Annotated in this window: 18 protein-coding genes; 8 read left to right on the top strand and 10 right to left on the bottom strand. The window is 72.9% G+C overall.

The genetic code is table 11. The features are described 5' to 3' along the window. The 3 genes from ACFYUY_RS38615 to ACFYUY_RS38605 all read left to right on the top strand — a co-directional run. Positions 1-371, top strand: a 371-nt coding sequence (locus ACFYUY_RS38615) for a potassium-transporting ATPase subunit C (RefSeq protein ID WP_387907974.1), incomplete at its 5' end; no start/stop codon positions are given. A 126-nt stretch (positions 372-497) separates the two neighbouring features. Beyond that, positions 498-3077: an ATP-binding protein gene (locus ACFYUY_RS38610; protein ID WP_387907971.1), complete on the top strand. Its 2580-nt coding sequence runs from the start codon at positions 498-500 to the stop codon at positions 3075-3077. Next, the gene (locus ACFYUY_RS38605; RefSeq protein ID WP_360217711.1) at positions 3074-3757 is read left to right on the top strand and encodes a response regulator transcription factor; all 684 of its coding nucleotides are present in this window, start codon (positions 3074-3076) and stop codon (positions 3755-3757) included. The genes ACFYUY_RS38610 and ACFYUY_RS38605 overlap by 4 nt, the downstream gene beginning before the upstream one ends. Here ACFYUY_RS38605 and ACFYUY_RS38600 read toward each other — a convergent pair. Beyond that, on the bottom strand, positions 3739-3927 hold the full coding sequence (locus ACFYUY_RS38600) for a hypothetical protein (RefSeq protein WP_387907969.1): 189 nt from the start codon (positions 3925-3927) through the stop codon (positions 3739-3741). The genes ACFYUY_RS38605 and ACFYUY_RS38600 overlap by 19 nt on opposite strands. 509 nt (positions 3928-4436) lie before the next feature. Here ACFYUY_RS38600 and ACFYUY_RS38595 point away from each other — a divergent pair. Then, the gene (locus ACFYUY_RS38595) at positions 4437-5933 is read left to right on the top strand and encodes a hypothetical protein (protein WP_387907966.1); all 1497 of its coding nucleotides are present in this window, start codon (positions 4437-4439) and stop codon (positions 5931-5933) included. 276 nt (positions 5934-6209) lie between these two features. Continuing rightward, entirely contained in the window at positions 6210-7763 is a 1554-nt protein-coding gene (locus ACFYUY_RS38590) for a Na+/H+ antiporter (RefSeq protein ID WP_387907963.1), read from the top strand. A gap of 299 nt (positions 7764-8062) precedes the next feature. Here ACFYUY_RS38590 and ACFYUY_RS38585 read toward each other — a convergent pair whose 3' ends face one another. Together ACFYUY_RS38585 and ACFYUY_RS38580 are read right to left on the bottom strand one after the other, a co-directional pair. Then, positions 8063-9091 carry an alpha/beta fold hydrolase gene (locus ACFYUY_RS38585; RefSeq protein ID WP_387907960.1) on the bottom strand — a complete coding sequence of 343 codons (1029 nt, stop codon included), beginning with the start codon at positions 9089-9091 and terminating at the stop codon, positions 8063-8065. 10 nt (positions 9092-9101) lie between these two features. After that, the gene (locus tag ACFYUY_RS38580) at positions 9102-10382 is read right to left on the bottom strand and encodes an esterase/lipase family protein (RefSeq protein WP_387907957.1); all 1281 of its coding nucleotides are present in this window, start codon (positions 10380-10382) and stop codon (positions 9102-9104) included. 458 nt (positions 10383-10840) lie between these two features. Between ACFYUY_RS38580 and ACFYUY_RS38575 the strand changes: the two genes are divergently transcribed. Together ACFYUY_RS38575 and ACFYUY_RS38570 are read left to right on the top strand one after the other, a co-directional pair. Beyond that, positions 10841-11446, top strand: a complete 606-nt coding sequence (locus tag ACFYUY_RS38575) for a DUF1326 domain-containing protein (protein WP_360217769.1) — start codon at positions 10841-10843, stop codon at positions 11444-11446. Beyond that, entirely contained in the window at positions 11447-12220 is a 774-nt protein-coding gene (locus ACFYUY_RS38570) for a DUF2182 domain-containing protein (RefSeq protein ID WP_360217772.1), read from the top strand. Positions 12221-12291: 71 nt separating this feature from the next. Here the strand turns inward: ACFYUY_RS38570 and ACFYUY_RS38565 are convergent, their stop codons facing one another. Then, complete coding sequence (locus tag ACFYUY_RS38565; protein WP_387907954.1) at positions 12292-13044, bottom strand: L,D-transpeptidase; 753 nt, start codon at positions 13042-13044, stop codon at positions 12292-12294. Positions 13045-13259: 215 nt separating this feature from the next. Then, positions 13260-13574 carry a hypothetical protein gene (locus ACFYUY_RS38560; protein ID WP_360217778.1) on the bottom strand — a complete coding sequence of 105 codons (315 nt, stop codon included), beginning with the start codon at positions 13572-13574 and terminating at the stop codon, positions 13260-13262. Between the two features lie 129 nt (positions 13575-13703). Here ACFYUY_RS38560 and ACFYUY_RS38555 point away from each other — a divergent pair, with 129 nt between their 5' ends. Then, positions 13704-13931, top strand: a complete 228-nt coding sequence (locus ACFYUY_RS38555) for a DUF6458 family protein (protein ID WP_360217781.1) — start codon at positions 13704-13706, stop codon at positions 13929-13931. A gap of 42 nt (positions 13932-13973) precedes the next feature. Here the strand turns inward: ACFYUY_RS38555 and zwf are convergent, their stop codons facing one another. From zwf to ACFYUY_RS38530, 5 genes are all read right to left on the bottom strand, one after another. After that, positions 13974-15350, bottom strand: a complete 1377-nt coding sequence (gene zwf / locus ACFYUY_RS38550) for a glucose-6-phosphate dehydrogenase (RefSeq protein WP_387907950.1) — start codon at positions 15348-15350, stop codon at positions 13974-13976. 96 nt (positions 15351-15446) lie between these two features. Continuing rightward, positions 15447-17027 carry a GMC family oxidoreductase gene (locus ACFYUY_RS38545; protein ID WP_360217787.1) on the bottom strand — a complete coding sequence of 527 codons (1581 nt, stop codon included), beginning with the start codon at positions 17025-17027 and terminating at the stop codon, positions 15447-15449. Between the two features lie 240 nt (positions 17028-17267). Further along, positions 17268-18191, bottom strand: a complete 924-nt coding sequence (locus ACFYUY_RS38540; RefSeq protein WP_360217790.1) for a cyclase family protein — start codon at positions 18189-18191, stop codon at positions 17268-17270. Continuing rightward, on the bottom strand, positions 18192-20012 hold the full coding sequence (locus ACFYUY_RS38535; RefSeq protein ID WP_387907948.1) for a glycoside hydrolase family 15 protein: 1821 nt from the start codon (positions 20010-20012) through the stop codon (positions 18192-18194). A gap of 380 nt (positions 20013-20392) precedes the next feature. Further along, the gene (locus ACFYUY_RS38530; protein ID WP_387907946.1) at positions 20393-22054 is read right to left on the bottom strand and encodes a beta-1,3-glucanase family protein; all 1662 of its coding nucleotides are present in this window, start codon (positions 22052-22054) and stop codon (positions 20393-20395) included. Positions 22055-22103: the final 49 nt, after the last annotated feature.

Raw genomic sequence — 22103 nt, 5'->3', positions numbered from 1 at the left:
AGCCCCGCCCCTCCGCCGCCGGGGCCGGCTACGACCCGTCCTCCTCCAGCGCCTCCAACCAGGGCCCGAACAGCGAGGACCTGCTGAAGGCCGTCCAGGACCGCCGCGCCGCCGTCGCCGCCTTCGACGGCGTGGACCCGGCGAGCGTGCCGGCCGACGCACTGACCGCCTCCGGCTCCGGCCTCGACCCGCACATCTCCGTCGCGTACGCCAAGGAGCAGGTCGACCGGGTCGCCAAGGCCCGCAACCTGCCGGTCGACAGGCTGAACCAGCTGGTCGACACGTACACCGAGAGCCGCTCACTCGGCTTCCTCGGCCAGGACGGCGTCAACGTCGTCCTGCTCAACAAGGCTCTCAGCGAGCAGAAGTAATGACACTCCATCAGTTCGTCGAGTGACCAGACCGACCCGTGGCGCGGGGCAATCTCCGCGCCCGGGTCGGTCGCCCATGTTTGCGCACCACCAACCTGCCAGCCACACAAGGAAAGAGCAGCGCCCATGGCTCGCGACCTCGCCCCCGGCACCGTGCACCGCCGTGGCCGGCTGAGGGTCTATCTCGGCTCGGCCCCTGGGGTCGGCAAGACCTACCGGATGCTCGACGAGGCCCACCGCAGACAGGACCGTGGCGCGGAGGTGGTGGTCGGGTTCATCGAGTGCCACGGGCGGAGGTTCACCGAAGGACTGGTCGACGGGTTGGAAGTGATCCCCCGTACCAGACGGGCCTACCGGGACGCCGAGTTCGAGGAGATGGACCTCGACGCCGTGCTCGCCCGCCGCCCCGCCGTCGTGCTGGTCGACGAGCTGGCGCACACCAACATCCCCGGCGGCCGGAACGCCAAGCGCTGGCAGGACGTCGAGGAGATCCTGGCGGCCGGGATCGACGTCATCACCACCGTCAACGTCCAGCACCTGGAGTCGCTGAACGACGTCGTCCAGAAGATCACCGGCATCCCCCAGCGCGAGACCGTCCCGGACGAGGTGGTCCGCCGGGCCGACCAGATCGAACTCGTCGACATGGCCCCGCAGGCACTGCGCCGACGGATGGCCCACGGCAACGTCTACAAGGCCGAGAAGGTGGACGCCGCGCTCTCCAACTACTTCCGGGTCGGCAACCTCACCGCCCTGCGCGAACTCGCCCTGCTCTGGGTCGCCGGGCGGGTCGACGAGGGCCTGCGCGACTACCGTGCCAGCCACAACATCGACCGGGTCTGGGAGACCCGGGAGCGCGTCGTGGTCGCCCTCACCGGCGGCCCCGAGGGCGAGACCCTGATCCGCCGCGCCGCCCGGATCGCCGACCGGACCGCCGGCGGCGAGCTGCTCGCCGTCCACGTGACCAGGAGCGACGGCCTGGCCGGCGCCTCCTCCGGTGCGCTCGCCCAGCAGCGGCAACTGGTCGAGTCCCTCGGCGGCAGCTATCACATGGTCGTCGGCGACGACATCCCCACCGCGCTGCTGGCCTTCGCCCGCGCCCACCACGCCACCCAGCTGGTACTCGGCACCAGCCGCCGCGGCCGGGTCAACCGCTTCCTCACCGGCCCCGGCACCGGACAGACCACCGTGGACGCCTCCGAGGACATCGACGTCCACATGGTCACCCACGCGTTCACCGGCCGCGGCCGGCTGCCCGCCCTCGGCCGCCGCCACTCCAAGCGCCGCACCATCGCCGGATACGCAGCGGGCCTGATCGTTCCCCTGCTGCTCACCCTCGCGCTGTCGCCGTTCCGTAGCACACTCAACCTCACCACCGACGCGCTGATCTTCCAACTCGGTGTCGTGGCCGTGGCGTTGCTGGGTGGCGCGCTGTCCGCCCTGCTGGCTGCGCTCATCGCCTCAGTGCTGCTGAACTACTTCTTCATCCCGCCGCTCCACACTCTGACCATCGACGAGGCCAACAACATCGTCGCCCTGGTGGTCTTCGCCACCGTCGCGCTCACCGTCTCCACCGTCGTCGACCACGCCGGCCGGCTCACCAGCAGGGCCGCCCGCGCCACCGCCGAGGCCGAGACCCTCTCCACCCTGGCCGGCAGCGTGCTGCGCGGAGCCGACGCGCTGCCCGCCCTGCTGGAGAAGTCCCGGACGGCCTTCGGCATGGACTCCGTGGCCCTGCTCGACAGCCTCACGGGAGAGACCATCGCCCGCAGCGATGCCGAGACGGCCGGGGCCGACGAGACCGAAGGCCAGGAGACCACCGAGGTGTCAGTCGGAGAACGGGCCGTGCTCGTCCTCACCGGCCGCCGGCTGCCCGCCGCCGACCAGCGCGTGCTGACCGCCTTCGCCGCCCACGCCGCCGCCGCCCTGGAACGCGACCGGCTCGCCGTGGCCGCCGCCGAGGTCGAGCCGATCAAGGCCGCCGACCGGATGCGCACCGCCCTGCTCGCCGCCGTCAGCCACGACCTGCGCACCCCGCTCGCCGCCGCCCTCGCCTCGGTCGGCTCGCTGCGCAGCCCCGACGTCGAGTTCTCGCCCGAGGACCAGGCCGAACTCCTCGCCACCGCCGACGAATCACTGGTCAAACTCACCCGTCTGGTGGACAACCTGCTCGACATGAGCCGCCTCCAGGCCGGCGCCCTCACCCTGCACCTGGCCCCCGTCCCGCTCGAGGACGTCCTGATGCGCGCCATGGACTCGCTCCCCGACCCGTACGCGCCGATCCAGCCCCTCGACCTCGACACCGCCCCGCCGGTGCTCGCCGACCCACCCCTGCTGGAACGCGTCCTCGCCAACGTCATCACCAACGCGCTGCGCCACAACGCCCCCGGCGCACCCGTCCTGGTGACCGCCAGCCACCACGCCGACCAGGTGGAGATCCGGGTGATCGACCGCGGCCCCGGCATCGCGCCCGAGGACCGCGACCGGGTCTTCCTGCCCTTCCAGCGCCTCGGCGACACCGACAACACCACCGGCGTCGGCCTCGGCCTGGCCCTCTCCCGCGGCCTCGCCGAAGCCATGGGCGGCAGCCTGGAGGTCGAGGACACCCCCGGCGGCGGCACCACCATGCTGCTCACCCTGCCCGCAGCACCGGAGACGCGGATCGAGGAACCCGACATCGCCCTGCTGGAGAGGAGCGCGGACCGGTGAGCCACATCCTCGTCGTCGACGACGAACCGGCGCTGTTACGTACCCTGCGGATCACCCTCCAGGCCCGGCACTACTCGGTGCTCACCGCGGCCACCGGCCAGGAAGCCCTGGACTCGGCGGGCCAGGCGCCACCCGACGCCATCGTCCTGGACCTCGGCTTGCCGGACTTCGACGGCGTGGACGTGATCAAGGGCATCCGCTCCACACTGACCGCGCCGATCATCGTGCTGACCGGGCGAACCGACATCGAGGACAAGCTCCGGGCGTTCGACGCGGGCGCGGACGACTACGTGACCAAGCCCTTCGTCGTGGACGAACTCCTTGCCCGCCTACGAGCCATTCTGCGCAGGCCACTGGGCGGTGTCCCGACGGCTCCCGAGCCGTCGGCACGGATCGGTTCGCACGAGGTCGATCTCGGCGCGGGCACGGTCGTCGGTCCGGACGGCCCTGTCCGCTTGACCCCGACCGAGTGGAAGATCCTCGCCCTGCTGCTCGCCAACCCCGGTCGACTGGTGCCCGGGAAGCAGATCCTGACCGAGGTCTGGGGTCCGGACGCGGCGGCCAACGGCAACTACTTGAGGGTCTACTTCTCCAGCATGCGGCGGAAACTCGAACCCGACCCGGGCCGGCCGCGCCACCTGATCACGGAGCCCGGGATCGGCTACCGGTTCCAGCCTTGAACGCGGGTAGTGCGATCTCGTTCTTCGACAGCGGCGATGACCGGCCACAGCAGCGCGTCGTCGTTCGCGAAGAGCTGGACGACGTCGGTGCGAGCTCGATCTCGCGGTTGATCCGCGTCCTCGGCCTCCAGAAGGATCAGGCCGACCCTGCGGACCCGCTTGCCGAGCACCCCTGCGACGGTGTCGAGCTGGGCCAGGACCGCAAGTCTCGGAGGGCTGGGCGAAGACCTTGCGGATCGCCTTGACGAGGCCGCTGTAGTGATCGCCGATCACCAGGCGGACCCCGGTCAGCCCACGCTCGCGCGAAGGGCGCGGAACCCGGCCCAGAACACCTCGGTCTCGGGGCCACCGAACAGCGGTGGCGATCGCGCACTGAGAGACAGCAGCCCCGCACGCACCGTGCCGGGTCCGCGCACCTGGACGGATCCCGCGCCAATGGCCCGTCAAGACGGCCGTCGGCAGCGTCAAGGACCCGTCAGGGCGGGCGGACGGGTGTTCGTCCGCACCTACTGTGAGCTGCGAGGAAACGGTTCGCTGCCCGGGCGTGGGGCCTGGCGGCGGACCGTTTGCCGAACCCCGACCTCCGGCGGGTTCCTCCGGGGAGGGTTCGGCGGCCAGTGAAAAACAGGGGAGGGGGCGCACGGCGATGCCAACGGGAACGTCGGGCGGTACGGCTGTCATGGGGAAAACGGTCGCGTCGGAGACGGCGCGACAGGAGACGGCCGTACCACTCCCCGCGCCGCGCGCCCCCCATCACTGGCTCGGCCGCTCCTGGCGCAGCCGGGACTGGTGGAACACCCCGCGCCTGGTGCGTTGGCTCACCGGACTCTGCCTCGCCGCGCTTCTCGTCGCCGCAACGGCGACGGCGACCGTCCTGGGCGGGGCCCGGGACGGCACGGACGTCATCGGCCACCAGGCCGCGCCGCAGGTGGTGCGCTCGGCGGACCTCTACTTCGCGCTCAACGACATGGACGCCCAGGCCGCCAACCTGCTGCTGTTCGGTGCCGACCCGGACTACTCCGCGCTGCGCAAGGAGACCCTGGACAGCTACGAACAGCGGCGCACCCAGGCCGACACCGACCTGCAGCGCGTCACGGAGGCGGTCGCGGGCGACGCGGCCGGGCAGCGGGCCGTCCAGACCGTCATCGGTGAACTCGGCCGCTACGAAGCGCTGGTGGCCCGTGCGCAGCTGCTGGAGGAGCAGGCACACGCCCCGGCCGGTCGTCCGTCCGCGGACGGCCTCGCGGCCTACCGGCAGGCCAGCGACCTGCTGCGCCAGCAGCTGCTGCCGGCCGTCGACGAGGTGACCAAGGCCAACGCGGCGGTCGTGGAAGGCAACTACGCCGACCAGCGCGACGCCCTGGCCGGCGGCTGGTGGTGGATCCTGCTCACGGGACTGCTGGCCCTGGTTGCCCTCGGGCTGCTGCAGCGGCTGCTGGCGGTGCGGTTCCGGCGACTGGTGAACGTGCCGTTGGCCGTCACGAGTCTGCTCACCGTCGTCGGCCTGGTCAGCGCGTTGGCACTGGCCTCGCGGGCGGACGACCAACTGGTGGTCGCGAAGAGCAACTCCTTCGACTCGGTGATCGCCCTCAGCCGGGCCCGCGCCGTCGCGTACGACCTCAACGCCGACGAGAGCCGCTACCTGACCGACCCCGCCCGGGCGGCCGCCTACGAGCAGGGCTTCCTCGACAAGACCCAGTCCTTCGCCCGGGTCGACGGCGCCACCCTCGCCACGTACAACGACCGGCTCGCCGCACTGGCCGGCAAGCACCGGGCCGACCACAGTCAGGTGGGCTTCGGCGGGTACCTCGGCGACGAGCTTCGCAACATCACCTTCGCCGGTGAACAGGACGCGGCGGAGCGGGTGTTGACCGCGTTCCAGCAGTACCAACGCGACGACCGGAAGATCCGTGAGCTGAACGCCCAGGGCAAACTCAAGGAGGCCGTCACCTTCAACACCGGCCTCAACCCGGGCCAGTCCAACGCCGACTTCGGCGTGCTCAGCGCCGCGCTGGACGACAACCAGGCGATCAACCAGCGTGCTTTCGAGGCCGCGGTCGCCACCACCGACGCCGACCTGGACGCCACCACCGCCGCCCTCGGCGCGGTGGCACTGGCGATGGCGCTCGCCCTGACTGTGCTGGGAGTGCGGCCGCGCCTGCGCGAGTTCGTCTGACGGGGGACACGGGCCGCAGCGCCCTTGGCTCATGGCCGTTCGCCGTCCGCAGTCGTAGAAGCGCGGTGAACGGCTGCCGTGCCGGACGCGGCCCGATGCGATCACGCCTCGTTCGCGCTGGTCGAGCTCCGGTGGCTCGCGGTTCTGCTCTGCCACTCCCCGCTAATGCTCCGATAAGATGACCACAGGTGTGCCGGGAAGCCTGGTCGGCGCGGGGGACGACTGCGGCGATCGGCGGCGGTGACCCCGGTTCTTGCGATGGGGTCCTTTCCACCGATGCACGTTGTGGCGATCGTTCTCGTCCTGGTGGTGCTGGCCACGGCCGTGGCCACCTTCGCCGGCCGGCTGCGCGTTCCCGCGCCGTCCCTGCTGGTCCTGGCGGGCATCGGGGTGGCGCTGATACCCGGCGTCCCCGCGCTGCACGTCCCACCGCAGGTGATCGGCATGGTGGTCCTGCCGCCGCTGCTGTACGCCTCCGCCGAGGAGCTGTCGCTGCGCGACCTGCGCACGGTCTGGCGGCCGGTGACCATCCTCTCCTTCGGACTGGTCTTCGCCTCCGCCGCCGCCGTCGGCTTCACCGCCGTCGCCGTCGCGGGACTCCCGCCCGCGATGGCCTTCGTCCTCGGCGCCGTGCTCTCCAGCACCGACCCGGTGGCCGTCACCGCGCTCGGCCGCCGGCTGGCGCTGCCGGGGCGGCTCCAGGTGCTGGTGCAGGCGGAGAGCCTGTTCAACGACGCCACCTCGCTCGTCCTGTTCAAGGTCGCCGTCGGCATCGCGGTGGCCGTCGGCGCCTCGGTGAGCGTGCCGGCGGCGGGCGGGGAGTTCCTGCTGCTCGGCGGGGGCGGCAGCGTGGTCGGCGCCGCCGTCGCCGGCCTGGTCTGGCTGGTGCGCCGCCGCACCACCGACCCGGTGCTGGAGACGGTCATCGCGCTGGTCACCCCGTACGCGGCGTACGTCCTCGCGGAGTCCGCGCACACCTCCGGCGTCACCTCCGTGGTGGTGGCAGGGGTGCTGCTCGGGCGCTCCGGCCACCGGCTCACCGACGCCCACATCCGGCTGCAGCTGCACGCCGTGTACGCGGTGGTGGTGTTCCTGCTGGAGAGCGTCGTCTTCTCCATCGTCGGCCTGGAACTGCCCACCCTGGTGCGGGACCTGCCCGCCGGCACCGGCTGGTGGCCACTACAGGCGCTGGCGCTCGCCGCGGTGCTGATCGCCGTACGCGTCCTCTCCACCCTGCCGCTGACCCGCGCCGTCAAGCCCAGCCGGGGCCGGGACCGGCTCTCCTGGCGGGTCGCCGGGGTGGTCACCTGGGCCGGCACCCGCGGCGTCATGCCCCTTGCCGCGGCCCTGTCCATCCCGCTGCTCGCCGACGACGGCACCAAGCTCGCCGGGCGGCCGCTGGTCCTGGTGCTCACCACCGCCGTCGTCGTGTTCACTCTCGTCGTCCAGGGCCTGACCCTCGCCGCCGTCGTCAACCGCTCCGGCCTCGCCCTCGAACCCGAGCACACCGCCCGCGAGGAGGACGACACCCGCGACGCCCTCAACCGCGCCGCCCTCCACCACGTGGAACACCTCGCCGAACTGGAAGCCGTCCCGGACACCGCCCTCGACCGGGTCCGCCGCGCCCTCACCGCCCGCCTCGACCGCACCCCGGAGAGCCCCGACGGCACCACCGCCGACACCGCCTACCGCCAGCTGCGCCGCGAGGTCATCGCCGTCCAGGGCGCCGAACTGCACCGTCTCTACGACGAGCACCGGATCAGCGACACCACCCGCCGCCGCGTCCAGCACGACCTCGACCGGGAGGAAGCCGCCCTCGGCACGCTCTGACGGGCTCACGCCTCGGTCGGCGGCCTTCAGCCGGCGGGCCGGGCCGGAGCCAGGGGTGGTCGGCCGCTCGACGAGGTCTCCGGCGATCTCGCCGCCGGGAGCGGAGGCCCGCTGAGGCGGCGGAACAACTCCGCGGCGAGCCGGAACTCAGCGGCCGGGCACGCCGAAGCCGACGTCCGGCATGAACGAGAGTCGAGGCCGGTACCCGGTGCTCCCCCGGTGGTGTGCGCACGCACCCGGGGTCGGCGCAGGTGCCGGCCGCCCCGGGCGGTGCGACCTCCGGAGCGGCGGCCTCGCCGTCACACCCCGCCCAGGGTCTCCACCAGCGCGGCCAGGAACTCCTTCGGGCGCTCCAACTGCACGCTGTGCCCGGTGCCTTCCACCGCGACCTCGCGGACCCGCCCGCCCGCGGCCGCGTAGCGGTCCAGCACGGCGCGGGTCTGCGCCACCATCGGCTGCGCCGGGCAGGTGTCCGCGCCGGGCCAGCCCGGAACCGCACCGATGGCCCCCAGGTGGGCCAGGTCGAAGAGCGAGGCGTCGGAGACGATCACGTCGGCCGTACCGCGGATCCACAGGATCGGCGGCTTCGGCTCGACCACTTCCAGGTCGTCGATCCGGAAGTGGGTCGGTGCCATCGAGTTGAGCACCCCGCGTTCGCCGGGTCCGAAGCCGGGCCAGGCCTCGCTCGTACGGCTGTCGCCCGGGTAGTGGTCCTCGCCGGTCCGGGTGGTCAGCATCGCCGCCACGTAGCGGTCCGGCTCGGCGAGCGGCTCGCTGACGTAGGCGGTGTCCAGCACCGAGCGCGGCGCGAACGGCGACCCGGCGCCCGGCTCGCCCTCACGCAGCAGCCGGACGAACTCGGGGGCCGCACCGCCGGCGCCGGAGCCCGCTCCGTCGGGCGAGTTGAGCCGTCCGTCCACCCCGTGGGTGCCGCCGAAGCCGTACGGGGAGACCGGGTTGACGAGGGTGACCGAGCGGACCAGCTCCGGCCGGTCGCGGAGCAGTTGCAGCACCACCCCGCCGCCCATGCTCCAGCCGACCAGGTGCACCGGGCCGAGTGCCAGTTCCGCCACGAAGGAGAGCAGGTCCTCGCTGTGGTCGCGCAGACCCCGGGTGGCGTCCACCGGGAGCGGCTCGCTGCCGCCGAAGCCGCGCAGGTCGGGAGCCAACGGCCGGTAGCGTGTCGGGAGTTCGGTCATCGTCGAGTGCCAGAAGACGCCGGAGGAGACGTTGCCGTGCACCAGGACCACGGGCTCCCCGGTCCGGCCCTCGACCTCGGCGTAGTTCACGGTCAGCCGGTCGGTGGCCACCAGTCGATCGGTGATCATCCGGATCTCCTCAGTTCAGCCAGCCGGCGACCTGCGCGCTCGCCGCGCTGTCCCAGCCGAGTTCCAGGTGGTTGGCGGAGGCGATCAGCGCGGTGCCGCCGACGGTGCCGAAGCCGGTGGTGTCCAGCGCACTGGCCACGAAGACCACGCCGTCGCTGGGGCCGCGATCCTCGTTGAAGATCCCGAGGATGTTGGGCGTCCCGCCGGCCAGCAGGTACGCCTTCACCGAGGAGGGCACCCCGGCCTGGCGCAGCGGGGCGATCAGCGAGCCGGCGTCGATCGCGGCCTGGATGCCGCCGCCGTCGGTGTAGAAGCCCTGCCCGCCGTAGTAGGTCGTGTACCAGTCCTGCTGGGTCTGGTCGACGCCGAAGACCGAGTCCCAGCGGGCCAGCATCTGCCGCTGCCCGGGGTAGTCGTCGTAGCCGCTCGCCGGTGTGAAGGAGAACTCCGGGTGCGCGGTGTAGGTGCCGTAGCAGGTCATGTGCAGGTGCGGAGAGGGGGCGTTGATCGCACCGCCGCACTGCGGCCAGATCGAGAAGTCGTGCGCCCACCCGTGCGCGAAGGGGTAGTCGTAGCCACCGTTCGGACCGCCCAGCGTGATCAGCTTGCGCACGTCGCCCGCGTACGCGCGGCCCCAGGCGGGCTTGACCGAGGAGACGTAGGCCCGGGCCGACATCTCGCCCTTGCTCCAGCCCACCACGTCCACCTGCGGGACACCGAGCTTCGCGCGGATCAACGCGACCGCGTCGCCGACCTCCTGGGCCTGCATCAGGTTGTCGCCCTGCTTGTGCGCGAAGCCGATCGCGAAGACCCGGTAGCCCTGCCCGGCCAGCTTCTGCATCAGCCCGGTGCTCGGGCACGAGGCGGCGCCGCAGCCGTATCCGCCGGACTCGCCGGGGTTGGCCCAGGCCCGGTCCGGGTTGTCGTTGGCACCGTGCACCAGCAGCACGGGGACCTGGCGCGCTCCGGTGTTCCAGCCCGGGGCCGAGTAGAGCAGGAAACGGCCGGAGAAGGGCTGCTTGACGCCGCCGAAGAAGGTGAGCCGCTGGCCGTCCTGGTTGCCGCGGCCGTCCGGCGGATACTGCTCCTGGCGGAAGCCGGAGGTGGTGTCGAGGTAGCGCTCGACGCGGTCCCAGCCGTTGGCGACGCTGCTGTAGGTCGCCTCCAGGGTCAGGTAGGGCGGCACCGCCGCCGAGGCCGACCCCGCCGGAACGACCGCACCGATCAGCGCCAGCACGCTCGCGAGCAGCCAGCCCCAGCCTCTCCGCCCGCCACGTCCGTTCCTCCGCATGTGCGTCGCTCCTCCTCGTTCGGCTCCCGTGCGCGACACGTTACGGACGCCGGAGTGCCATCCCTATGGCGGCGACACATACCTCGGGCGTCACAGTGTGGGCGTCTGCCACCTGGTCCGTGGACCTCGCGCTGACTCCGCGAACGCCGCCACGACCGCTCGGACTCGCCAGGACACCGGCGGCGCACGCGCCGAAAGGCACGGGTGGACGGCCGCCCCGGCCCGAGCCCCCTCAGAGGCATCGGATCACGCCTCCCGCGTTCCTCCGCGTCGACGGAGCCCTGCGACCGGTCGAGGGGCCGCGCGGACCGAGCCCGAGGTCGACCGATCCCCCCATCGCGCTGTGGCAGCAGATCACGGTGGCGCGCGAGCGGCGCTGCGACGCCGTTGCCGGGTGCTCCCGCGGGGAGGAGAATGGATCACGAGACGTGTGCCTCAGCCTAGGAAGGGAGCTTCCGATGGCATGGCGTATCGAGGGTACGTATTTCGAGAACTGCAACTGCGACATGGTGTGCCCCTGCTCCACCTCCGGCCTCACGGCCCCGGCGGACTACGACCGTTGCCGGGTCTTCCTGGCCTTCCACGTCGGGTCCGGCCAGGTCGACGACGTCGACGTGAGCGGTCTGACGGTCGCCGTGGTGGCCGACACCCCGCCGCTGATGAGCGACGGCGGCTGGCGGATGGGCGTGATCATGGACGAGGCCGCCTCACCCGAGCAGGCCGAAGCGCTCGGGGCGGTCTTCTCCGGCCAGCGCGGGGGCCCGATGGAGGCCCTGGGTCCGCTGGTCGGCGAGATGCTCGGCCTGGAGGTCGCCCGGATCGACTACGCCGACGACGGCCGGAACCACCGTGTGCGGATCGGGGACGCGGTCGACATCGAGGTCGAGGACTTCGTCTCGCCCCTCGACGCGACCGGCAGGGGCGTCAAGGTCAGCGGGGTGGGGTTCCCCGCGGACACCCTCGCGGCCGGAGTCGCGACGACGTCGCGGGTGAACGCCTTCGGTCTCGAGTTCGGGAACGAAGGGAAGAACGCCTTCTCGGCGCCGTTCTCCTGGGCGGCCTGAATGTCGTCACTGCTGACTCGACGGGCCGTCGTCCCGGCGAGCTGGGCGGCGCTGCTCGCCGTGGCGGCCCTGGCCTGGATCCTGACGGTCCGCAGTGCGTCCGGCATGGCGCCCGGACCGGGCACCATGGGCCGCGACCTGGCAGGATTCCTGGTCCTGTGGGGCCTGATGATGGCCGCGATGATGCTGCCCTCCGTCATGCCCGTCGTCTCCCTGTACCTGCGGACGCTGAGCGCCCGGACGACGGGGTGGACGCGCGCGGGCCGCAGCACCGGTCTGGTCGTCGGCTACCTGCTCGCCTGGGAGGCCTTCGGTCTCGCCGCGTTCGGCGTGGCCTGGGCGGGCGGCGAACTCGCCGCCCGGGCGCCGGACGCCGCGCCCTGGGTCGCCGCCGTCCTGCTGGCGGGGGCCGGCCTGTACCAGATGAGCCCGCTCAAGGACCGCTGCCTGAGGCACTGCCGCTCCCCCATCGGCTTCCTCATGCGCTTCGGGGGCTACTCCGGTCGGCTGCGCGACGTCCGCGTCGGCGTCTACCACGGGGGCTACTGCGTCGGCTGCTGCTGGGGCCTGATGGTCGTCCTGATCGTGGTCGGCGTGATGAACCTCGCCTGGATGGCCGGTCTGGCCGCGGCCGTGTTCCTGGAGAAGACCTGGCGCCACGGCAAGGCGTTCAGCATCGTCCTGGGCGTCGCCCTGATCGTCTACGCCTGCTTCGTCCCCTGGAATCCGGGGCTGGTCCCGGGGCTGTCCATGCCGGCGGACATGTCCATGTGAGCGGATCTCCGGCGGGGCGGCCCCGGACCCCGGCCCGCCGAGGAGGCCGCCGACCGTAGGATTCCCGCCCTTCAGCCGATGGCGATGACGGGGTGGTCGGCGGGGTCGATCCACCGCATGATCCCCGTCATGAAGGCGGCCGGGACGGCGACGCAGCCCGCGGTGGCCTCGGCCCCGGGGCCGAGGTCGTGCAGGAAGATCCCGGCCCCGCGGCCCTTCACCACCGGGGAGGTGTTGAAGTCGATCACCAGGACGTTCTCGTACTGGACGGGGTGGTCGATGAGGTGTTCGCTGCCGAGGGCGCCCTGATCGGTCAGGTGGAAGCCGCCCTCGGTGTCGGTGCGCATCCGGTTGTAGTGGGCGGAGGTCGGGTCCTGGACCCACCAGTCGTGGGTGGTGACCCGGTGGTAGGGCACCTTGGTGCCCGGGTCGGGGGCGATGCCGAAGCCCTGGGTGAGGGTGTAGGTGCCGGACGGCGTCGTCCCGGTGCCCTGGACGCGGGTGGGACCGTCGTGGAGGCCGCCGGACCCGATCCGCGCGTCGGAGGTGGAGGCGAGCGCCCGCCAGGCGCCGTCCTGCCGTGCCCACGTGGTCACCGTGGCGCGGGTCCCGGAGGCCTCGACCGTGATCACCTGCTCGGCCCGGCCGACCGCCGCCGGTACGGGGAACGGGCCGTCGGCACCCGCCGCCCGGTGGGCGGGGGCCGCACCGGTGACGGTCACGGCGACACCGAGCGCGGCGACCACGGCCACCCGGCGGCGCACCCTGCCGCGGCCGGCGGTCGGCCGGGTCCGCGAGCCGGTCGGGGAGGGCGCGGAGGTCATAGGAGTCACTGAGGTCACTGAGGTCACGAAGGATCCTTCCGGCACGAACACACGGGTGGCAGACCGCGACGGCGTCCACGGCAATCGCAGTCTGAGCGCCCACCCGCCCGGGACCCGGGACCGACTCACCCGGCCCGCCGGATCCGGGGGGCCGCCGTCCGCCGCCGGGGCCCGGCGTTCCCGGGAGACGGCCCGGCGGCGGCCCGGCGGGTGGATCAGCCGACGTCGATGCCGGTGACCGCCGGGGTGCCGATGTCCACCGCGTCCTCCTGGTATCCGGCGGCGGCGAAGGCCCGCCGGGCCAGGCCGAGGGCCGTGTCGCCGGCCTCGCCGCGGTCGGCGGCCTGCACCTCCAGTCGCAGCACGAACGTGCCCTCCGGTTCGTCCAGGGTGAGGACGTCGAGGTCGGGTACCTCCACGCCGGCCTCCTCCGGGTCCGCACCGTGCACGACGGCCAGCAGGGTGCGGCGCGCGGCCTCCCCCACCGGTCGTCGGACGGTCCCCGGAACGGTGATCACGTAGTTGCCCATGGCGTTCGTCTCACCCGTGAACGGCGTCGCAAACCCGGGGAACCGCCGCCGATTTTCGCACCCGGCAGGTGTCGGTGCCCGGATCCGGGGCACCCGGGGACCCAGCCGACTGACGAGGAGTGAGACGACATGGGCATTGGCGGCTGCATCGTACTGTTCGCCTCCGGCGCGATCCTGGCCTTCGCGTCGGACTGGCACGTGAAGGGTGTCGACCTGCACATGGTGGGCTGGATCCTGATGGCCGCGGGTCTGCTCGGCATGATCACGTACGCGAACGTGTTCCGGCGCCGACGGCTGGTCCGGCGGGTCGGGGCCGACGAGACGGTCGAGGAGCGGCGCTACTACGACGAGCCCTGAGCGGACCGTACGGCCCGTCCGGCGGCGGGTCCGGCGCGGGCCTCAGCCGGCCGGGTCGTACCAGGTCTCGCCGTCGGCGAGGAGGGCGTCGGCCTCGCCGGGGCCCCAGGTGCCGCGGGCGTACGGGTGGACCGGGACGGCGTCCCCGAGCACCGGGTCGACGATGCGCCAGGCGGCCTCGACGGTGTCCTGGCGGGCGAAGAGCCAGCGGTCGCCGTCCAGTGCGGCGCCGATGAGCCGGTCGTAGGGGCGCATGTCCGAGCCCGGGAGCTGGCTGAAGGCGAGCTCCTCGTGGTTGGCCTGCCAGCCGCCGCCCGGCTGTTTGCCGGCGAGGGTGAGCGCCACCTCGGTCTCCGGCCAGATCCGGAAGCGGAGCATGTTGGTGGCGGGCGCCGGGCGCAGGCCGAAGACGTCGTGCGGGGCACGCCGGAACCGGATGCTCACCTCGGTGGCCGTCACCGGGAGGCACTTGCCGGCCCGGATGAGGATCGGCACGTCGGCCCAGCGCCAGGAGTCGGCGGTGAGCCGGATCGCGGCGTAGGTCTCCACGGTGGACTCCGGGTCCACGCCGGCCACGTCCCGGTAGCCCTCGTACTGTCCGCGCACGATGTGGTCGGTGGCGAGTGGTCGCAGCGAGCCGACGGCGACGGCCTTGGTGTCCCGCCAGGCGCCCAGGCCGTGTCCGGCGGGCGGGTCCGCCAGGACGGTGGCGAGGACCTGCAGCATGTGGTTCTGGATGACGTCGCGGATCGCGCCCGTCCGGTCGTAGAAGCGGCCGCGGTCGGAGACGTCGAAGGCCTCGGCCATGGTGATCTGGATGCTCTCCACGTGCGTGCGGTTGAGCAGCGGCTCGATCACGGAGTTGGCGAACCGGGCGAACAGGACGTTCTCGACGGGGTCGAGTCCGAGCCAGTGGTCGACGCGGTAGATGGCGTCCTCGGGGAAGTACGTGTGCATGGTGGCGTTGAGGGCGCGGGCGCTGGCCAGGTCGGTGCCGAAGGGCTTCTCGACCATGATGCGGGCGTCCTTCGCGCGGCCCGCGCCGGCGATGCCGGCGGCGATCCGGCCGAACAGCGGTGGCGGGACCTCCAGGTAGTAGAGGGCCCGCCCGCCGGTGCCCATGGCCTCGGACATCGCCTGGTAGGTGGCGTCGTCGCCGAGGTCGCCGTCCACGTAGCGCAGCAGGCCCAGCATCCTGGTCGCGGCGGGCGCCCGGGGGTCCATGCCGTTGAGGGTGAGCGAGGCCTCGGCGTAGTCGCGGAACTGCTGCAGGTCCCAGCCGGCCTTGGCCACGCCCACGACCGGGACGTCCAGGACGCCGCGTTCGGCGAGGCCGACGAGGGCGGGGAAGGTCTCCAGCTTGGCCAGGTCACCGGTCGCGCCGAAGATCACCAGAGCGTCCATCTGTCCTGTCGTCATCGCCGACTCTCCTGTGGGGTACGGGTGTTCGGAACTTCCGGTCGTCCGGCGCGGCCGGTCGCCCGGCACGGCGGATCGTCCGGCGCGGCCGGTCGTTCAGCGCAGCCGGTCGGCGAGGTGGTCGCCCACCCGCAGCGCGTTGGCGATGGCGGTGAGCGACGGGTTCACGGCGCCGATGCTGGGGAAGAAGGACGTGTCCACGACGTAGAGGTTGTCCAGTTCGTGGGCCTTGCAGTCGACGTCGAGGACGGACGTCCGCGGGTCGGTGCCGAAGCGCACCGTGCCCGCCTGGTGGGCGGTGGCACCGATCGGCATGCCCTTGTGCAGGTAGATGCTGTGCGGGAGCAGGTGGTGCTCGTGCATGCCGAGCCTGCCCAGCATGCCCTGGAGCTTGTGGCGCAGCCGGCCGAGTCCGGCGGTGTTGTTCCGCTCGTCCAGGGCGAGGTGGATGTTGCCCTCGGCGTCCAGCGTCACCCGGTTGTCGGGGGCGGGCAGGTCCTCGCCGCACAGCCAGAAGTCGACGGCGTGGTGGGCGAGCACCTCGAAGGGCAGGTCGGGCGAGACGGCGCCGGCCCAGCGCGGCGCCTCGCCGTGGATCTGCTCGGCGTCGGACTTGCCGAGCATCTGGATCCCGCCGAGCGGGTAGTCCCAGTCGTCAGCGCCCAGGTACCAGTCGTGCAGGGCGAGCGTCTTCTGGAAGCGGGTGGGGTTCGGCTCCTTGGAGACGGCCATCAGCGCGAGGTTGTTGTGCCGCAGGTAGTTGCGGCCGACCATGCCGGAGCCGTTCGCGAGCCCGTCCGGGTGCCGGTCGCCGGCCGATCTCAGCAGCAGGACGGCCGAGTTGACGGCTCCGCAGGCGACGACCACGATGTCGGCGGTGAAGGTGGCGGTGGCTCCGTCGCCGAGGTCGGCGACCACGCCGGTGACGGTCCGGCCGGTGGCGTCGGTCTCGAGCCGGCGCACGTCGGCACGGGTGATCATGGTGACGTTGTCGTGTTCCAGGGCCGGGTCGACGCAGATCACCTGCGCGTCGGACTTGGCGCCGAGCAGGCAGGGGAAGCCGTCGACGCGGTCGCAGCGGATGCAGGCACTGCCGTGGAGGGGCCGCCCGTGCTCGTCCTGGGCCAGGTCGACGCCGATCGGCAGGTGGAAGGGGTGCAGGCCGTGCTTCTCCAGGTCGTCGCTGAGCTGCTGGATGCGGGGCTCGTGCTCGACGGGCGGGAACGGGTACGGGGAGCTCGCCGGGCCCGCGGTCGGATCCTCCCCGTGGCGGCCGTGGACCCGGTAGAGCTGCTCGGCCCGGGAGTAGTAGGGCTCGAGGTCCGTGTAGTCGATCGGCCAGGCCGGGGAGGTCCCGCCGTGGTGGCGCAGTTCCCCGAAGTCCTCGGGGCGCAGGCGGAACAGCGCGGCGCCGAAGAACTTGGTGTTGCCGCCGACGTAGTAGTTGACCTCGGGCGGGAAGGCGTTGTCGTCCTTGTCGTACCAGTACTCGGGGGCCCGGTACTTCCCCTTGACGAAGACCGCGGTGGAGTCCCAGTTGTCCCGTTCGCGGGGCAGGTAGTCGCCGCGTTCGAGGAGGAGGACACGCTTTCCGGTCGGCGCCAGCCGGTGGGCGAGGGTGCCGCCGCCGGCTCCGGTGCCGACGACGATGACGTCGTAGTGCTGATCGCCTGCCACGGAGGGTGTCCGATCTGGAGTCGTTGCCTGCCCTGCACCGTGTGCCCGCCCCCGCGGTGACCCTCGCGACGGGGGGTGTGACACCACCGCACCGCCGCGTGGCAGGACAAGTCCCGTCCTCTGCAAGCTACCTCCGACGCGGCCGGGCGGCACCTCAGGGAGGGGCGGGCAGGGCCCTGGCACGCCGCACACCCCGCACCCCGCACCCCGCACCCCGCCCGCACTGCCCGCCGGGGCCCTTCAGAGGATCGCGACCGGGTTCACCGGGGAGCCGGTGGCACCGGGCAGGCGCAGCGGCGCGACCACGCACAGGAAGGACCAGCGCCGCTCCCGCACGCAGAGCGGCACCAGCTCCTCGAACTGCAGGTAGTCCAGCAGGTGGACGCCCATCGCGTGCACGGCGAGCACGTGGACGGGGTAGTCCACGCCCTCCGTCCGGGACGGCGCGGCGTCGTTGTTGCCGTCGCTGCCGAGGGCCGCGACGCGCCGTTCGGCGAGGAACTCCATGGCGCCCGGGTGGAGCCCCGCACGGGCCGTCGCGGTGTCCCGGGCGCCGAGCTCGGACCGGCGCCGGCGGTGCCCGACCCGGACGAACAGCAGGTCGCCCGGGCCGACCCGGACTCCCTGGGCGGCCTCGGCCTCGGCCAGCTCCGCGGCGCCGACCTGCTCGCCCGGTTCCAGCCAGGGCACCCCGCGCAGCCGCGGGACGTCCAGCAGGACGCCCCGGCCGACGATGCCGTCCCGGACCAGGTCGACGGAGAGGGCCCCGGCCCCGTGCGGGGTGAGGGTGTCCGCGTCCGTGCCGCCGTACAGCGTTCCGTCGTACACCACGTGGCACAGGGCGTCCAGGTGGCTGTCGGCGTCGCCGTGCACGTTCATGGCGATGCGGTCGCGGGCGAAGGCCAGGCCCTCGGCGGGCAGCCGGCCGGCCACCGCGCCGGTCATCCGGTGGACGGCGGGCTCGGGGTTGTCCGGCCCGGGAGCGGTCTCCACGGGTGCGGCCAGGGAGACCCGCAGCCCCGACCGCACCTCGCGGGCCGCGGCGGCCACCCGGTCCGGGGTGAGCTCGGCGAGGGCGCCGCCCGGCCGGTCGCGGCGCAGCCGCCGGTACAGGGCGCGGAACTCCGCGGCGCCGAGCGCCGCCGGCGCCGGGTCCTGGGCCATTCAGGACCCCCGCTTCGCGTCCAGGGCACTGTCCAGCGTGTTGGCCGCCATGATCAGGGAGAGGTGGGTGAAGGCCTGCGGGAAGTTGCCGAGCTGCTCGCCGGAGGGGCCGATCTCCTCGGCGAACAGGCCGACGTGGTTGGCGTAGGTGAGCATCTTCTCGAAGGCATAGCGGGCCTGCCGCAGCCGCCCGGCGCGGGCGAGCGCGTCGACGTGGAGGAAGGTGCAGAGGCTGAAGGTGCCCTCGGAGCCCCGCAGTCCGTCGGGCGAGGCGGCGGGGTCGTAGCGGTAGACCAGGCTGTCGGAGACGAGCTTGCGCTCCATCGCGTCGAGGGTGGACAGCCAGAGCGGATCCCGCGGCGCGAGCAGGCCGACCCGGGGCACGACCAGCAGCGAGGCGTCCAGGACGTCCCCGTCGTAGTGCTGGACGAGCGCCTTCTCGCGCTCGCTCCAGCCCCGCGTCATGATCTGCTCCAGCACCTCGTCGCGCGTCCGGCGCCAGCGCGCGATGTCGGCGGGGCGGCTGAAGTGCTCGGCGAGGCTGATGCCCCGGTCGAAGGCGACCCAGGTCATCACCCGGCTGTAGGTGAACTCCTTGCGCCCGCCGCGGGTCTCCCAGATGCCCTCGTCGGGCCGGTCCCAGTTGTCGGCGAGCCAGTCGAGCATCCGGGCCGTGGCCTTCCAGCCGCGGTAGCCCGCCTGGATGCCGATCTCGCGCGCTTCGGTCAGCGCGTACATCGCCTCGCCGTAGATGTCGAGCTGCAGTTGGTCCATCGCGGCGTTGCCCGCGCGGACGGGGTACGAGCCGCGGTACCCCTCGAGGTGTTCCAGCACCTCCTCGGTCAGCTCCGGGTCGCCGTCGACCCGGTACATGATCTGCAGCCGCTCGCCGGGCAGTTCGAGCCGCTCGTGGAGGCGGTCGCCGAGCCAGCGGGTGAACGCACCGGCCTCCTCGTGGAAGCCGAGGTCGAGCAGGGCGCGCACGGACAGCGAGGCGTCCCGCACCCAGGTGAAGCGGTAGTCCCAGTTGCGCTCGCCGCCCACCTGCTCGGGCAGGCCCGTGGTGGCGGCGGCGATCGGCGCGCCGGTGGGGGCGTAGGTGAGCAGTTTCAGGGTGATCGCGGACCGGCGGACCATGTCCGTCCAGCGGCCGCGGTAGTTGGCGGTGCGGACCCAGTCCTGCCAGAAGTTGACGGCGTCCCAGAGCCCCTCGGTGATCTGCTCCTCGCTCGTCGGGGGCGGCACGGCGCCGTCCGCGGCGCAGACGGTGAGCACGGCACCGGCCGTCTGACCGGCGCTGAGGGTGACGGTGCCGGCCACGTCGTCGCCGCTGCGGTGCAGCGGGAAGGTGCTGCGCAGGTGGAGGGCGATGCCGGGGGCGCGGAAGGCGGCGTACCGGTCGTCGAGGTGGAGTTCGTGCAGCGCGCGGCCGTAGTCGAAGCGCGGCCGGCAGTCCAGGTCGAACGTGACGGTGCCGCGCACCACGCGGATGCCGCGGACCACGGTGTGCCGGTCGGTGGCGCCGCCGGAGGTGAGCGGCGGCATCCAGTCGATCAGCTCGCCGACGCCCTCGGGGGACATGAACCGGGTGACCAGGACGGCGGTGTCCGGATAGTACAGCTGACGGTGGGTGACGTCCTCGGCGGTGGGGCAGATCCGGAAGTGGCCGCCGCGGTCGTGGTCCAGCAGGGCGGCGAAGATGCTGGGCGAGTCGACCCTGGGAGCGACGAACCAGTCCATCACGCCCTTGGCGGAGACCAGCGCGACGGTCTGGAGGTCGCCCACCAGACCGTGGTCGGCGATCGGCGGGTAGCGGTCCATCAGCACACTCCGAGTCCGTGATCTGCCCCCGGCACGACGCTAACGGAGGCGTTTTCGTCCCGGCCGTTCCCGTCGGCGATGTCGGGCGACCTGCCCCCGTACGGCCGAACCGCAACGCGGCGGCGGCCCGCTCGCCCGCCCGCTCGCGCCGGGCCACCCGGCTCGGCGTCGGGCCGCACGCACGGAGACGGCGGGCCCGCGACCGCGCGGGACCGCCGGCTGCTCTCCGCCCGTACCGGGATCGGAGGATGGTGCGGAAGATCAGGGACTCGACGGGCCGGGCGGAGCAGCGGGGCTCAGGCGACGCCGGGGGAATCCGGACGAGCGCCGCGTGGGCCGTACGGGCCGGGCCGCCCGGGTCATCGTCCGCGCGGCGGGCGTCAGTTGAAGGTGAACCAGTTGAGGTTGACGAAGTCGGCGCCCTGTCCGCTGGCGAAGGTGAGGTAGACGGTGTGGGTCCCGGTGGTCCGGGTGATGTCGGCGGGCACCGTGCGCCACGCCTGCCAGCCGCCGGTGTTGGCGACGGCGAAGCTGCCGACCGGTGCGGCGGTCGGGCTGTCCAGCCGGACCTGGACCAGTCCGCTGACGCCGGGGGCGGCGCCGGAGGCCACCCGGGCCTGGAAGCGGCTCGCGCCGGAGCCGCCGAAGTCGACGCCCGGGTAGGCGAGCCAGTCGCCGTCGGCGATCCAGCCGACGTCCCGGCCCCCGCCGGTGTCGCCGCAGGTCTCCAGCGCGGTGCCGGACTGCGAGCCGTAGGACTCGGCCTGGATCGTCCCGAACGCGCTGGTCCCGCCGCCGGGTTGCGGGGACGGACCCGGGTCGACCGGGCCCTGACCGCCTCCGACGGTGACGGAGAACAGGGTCGGGCTCGACGACTGCACCCGGCCCTCGAAGTCCACCCCGGCCGGGTGGACGTCGTCGTACGGGAAGGCGTAGCCGAGGTGGTCGGGGTTGGTCGCGTGCAGGATGCGGGCGTAGTGGTTGGTGCGGGCGGCGGTGTAGAAGGCGGCCGGGTTCTCGCCGGTCGGCTGGTGCGGATCGTCCAGCAGGGTGGTGCGGTTGAGCGCGGCGGCGATCCGGGCGCTCAGGTTGCCCATCAGGTCGTTGCCGGTGGTGAACGGTGCCGAACTGCAGTTGAAGACGGCTGCCGTGGAGGGCCGGGCGAAGCCGCCGACGCCGGGGAAGGTGAGGACGCCGTCGGCGGCGACCCGGCCCGTGACGGTGCCCCAGCCGACCTGGGTGTCGATCACCAGGTCGGTGCTCCGGTACTTCTGCCAGACGGCGGCGAGGTAGCCGTCGAGGTAGCCGTTGAACAGTGCCGGGTCGGCGCTGATCGCCGTGTTGGGGCTGAGGATGCGCAGGGTGCGGCCGGCGGAGTCGGGGACGATCAGTCGGGCCCAGTCGCCGCCGTCCTGGGCGGCCTGGGTGCGCAGCGCGCTCGCGACGGACTCCAGACCGCCGGCGGGCAGGCCGCTCACGCGCTGCCGCCCGTCGCCGGTGGTCAGGTCGAACGCGATCGGGACGGCGGCGAAGTCGACGTAGCTGATGTTGGCGTACAACTGGTCCGGCCCGTAGGTGAACTCGCAGAATCCGTAGGAGGTGGCGATGTTGGGGTCGGTGGGGTTGCTCACCGACGGCAGCGCGATGCCGGGGCCGGGGTTGATCAGGAAGGTCAGGGGGCGGCCGACGGAGAGGTAGATCCGTCCGCTGGAGAGGTAGGGAAGCCGGATCCGGCGCGGGGTGGCGCCGGGTGCGCCCAGCGCGATGGCGCAGTCGGCGCCGAGCGGCGCACCCGGGGCGGAGGGGGACGGCGGATGGTAGAGCGTGCTGCCGTCGGAGCGCAGGAAGGCCCAGCTGTTGCCCCGGGCCGGGTCGAGGCCGAGGACGTGGGCGTAGACCGGCTGGGAGGGGACGGTGTTGACCAGGTCGACGTCGAGCTGTTGCGGGGTGGTGCTGCCGTTCGCGGTCTGCGCGAGGGCGAACAGGGCGGGCGCGGTCAGGGCCGCGACGGAGGCGCCGAGCACCTTCCGGCGAGTGATCACGGGGGCTCCCGAGGGGGTGGGGGCGGCCAGGGCCGGTGGGGGCGGCCGA

Origin of the sequence: Kitasatospora sp. NPDC004745 (genome assembly GCF_042873275.1) — a bacterium.
Classification (GTDB): domain Bacteria; phylum Actinomycetota; class Actinomycetes; order Streptomycetales; family Streptomycetaceae; genus Kitasatospora.
Note: the sequence above shows the minus strand (reverse complement) of the source record. Positions and strands in the feature narration are given on the sequence as shown.

Coding starts and splice junctions, on each gene's coding strand:
- ACFYUY_RS38610 (WP_387907971.1), top strand. CDS start 498: ATGGCTCGCGACCTCGCCCCCGGCACCGTGCACCGCCGTGGCCGGCTG.
- ACFYUY_RS38595 (WP_387907966.1), top strand. CDS start 4,437: ATGGGGAAAACGGTCGCGTCGGAGACGGCGCGACAGGAGACGGCCGTA.
- ACFYUY_RS38590 (WP_387907963.1), top strand. CDS start 6,210: ATGCACGTTGTGGCGATCGTTCTCGTCCTGGTGGTGCTGGCCACGGCC.
- ACFYUY_RS38585 (WP_387907960.1), bottom strand. CDS start 9,091: ATGATCACCGATCGACTGGTGGCCACCGACCGGCTGACCGTGAACTAC.
- ACFYUY_RS38580 (WP_387907957.1), bottom strand. CDS start 10,382: ATGCGGAGGAACGGACGTGGCGGGCGGAGAGGCTGGGGCTGGCTGCTC.
- ACFYUY_RS38575 (WP_360217769.1), top strand. CDS start 10,841: ATGGCATGGCGTATCGAGGGTACGTATTTCGAGAACTGCAACTGCGAC.
- ACFYUY_RS38570 (WP_360217772.1), top strand. CDS start 11,447: ATGTCGTCACTGCTGACTCGACGGGCCGTCGTCCCGGCGAGCTGGGCG.
- ACFYUY_RS38565 (WP_387907954.1), bottom strand. CDS start 13,044: ATGACCTCCGCGCCCTCCCCGACCGGCTCGCGGACCCGGCCGACCGCC.
- ACFYUY_RS38560 (WP_360217778.1), bottom strand. CDS start 13,574: ATGGGCAACTACGTGATCACCGTTCCGGGGACCGTCCGACGACCGGTG.
- ACFYUY_RS38555 (WP_360217781.1), top strand. CDS start 13,704: ATGGGCATTGGCGGCTGCATCGTACTGTTCGCCTCCGGCGCGATCCTG.
- zwf (WP_387907950.1), bottom strand. CDS start 15,350: ATGACGACAGGACAGATGGACGCTCTGGTGATCTTCGGCGCGACCGGT.
- ACFYUY_RS38540 (WP_360217790.1), bottom strand. CDS start 18,191: ATGGCCCAGGACCCGGCGCCGGCGGCGCTCGGCGCCGCGGAGTTCCGC.
- ACFYUY_RS38535 (WP_387907948.1), bottom strand. CDS start 20,012: ATGGACCGCTACCCGCCGATCGCCGACCACGGTCTGGTGGGCGACCTC.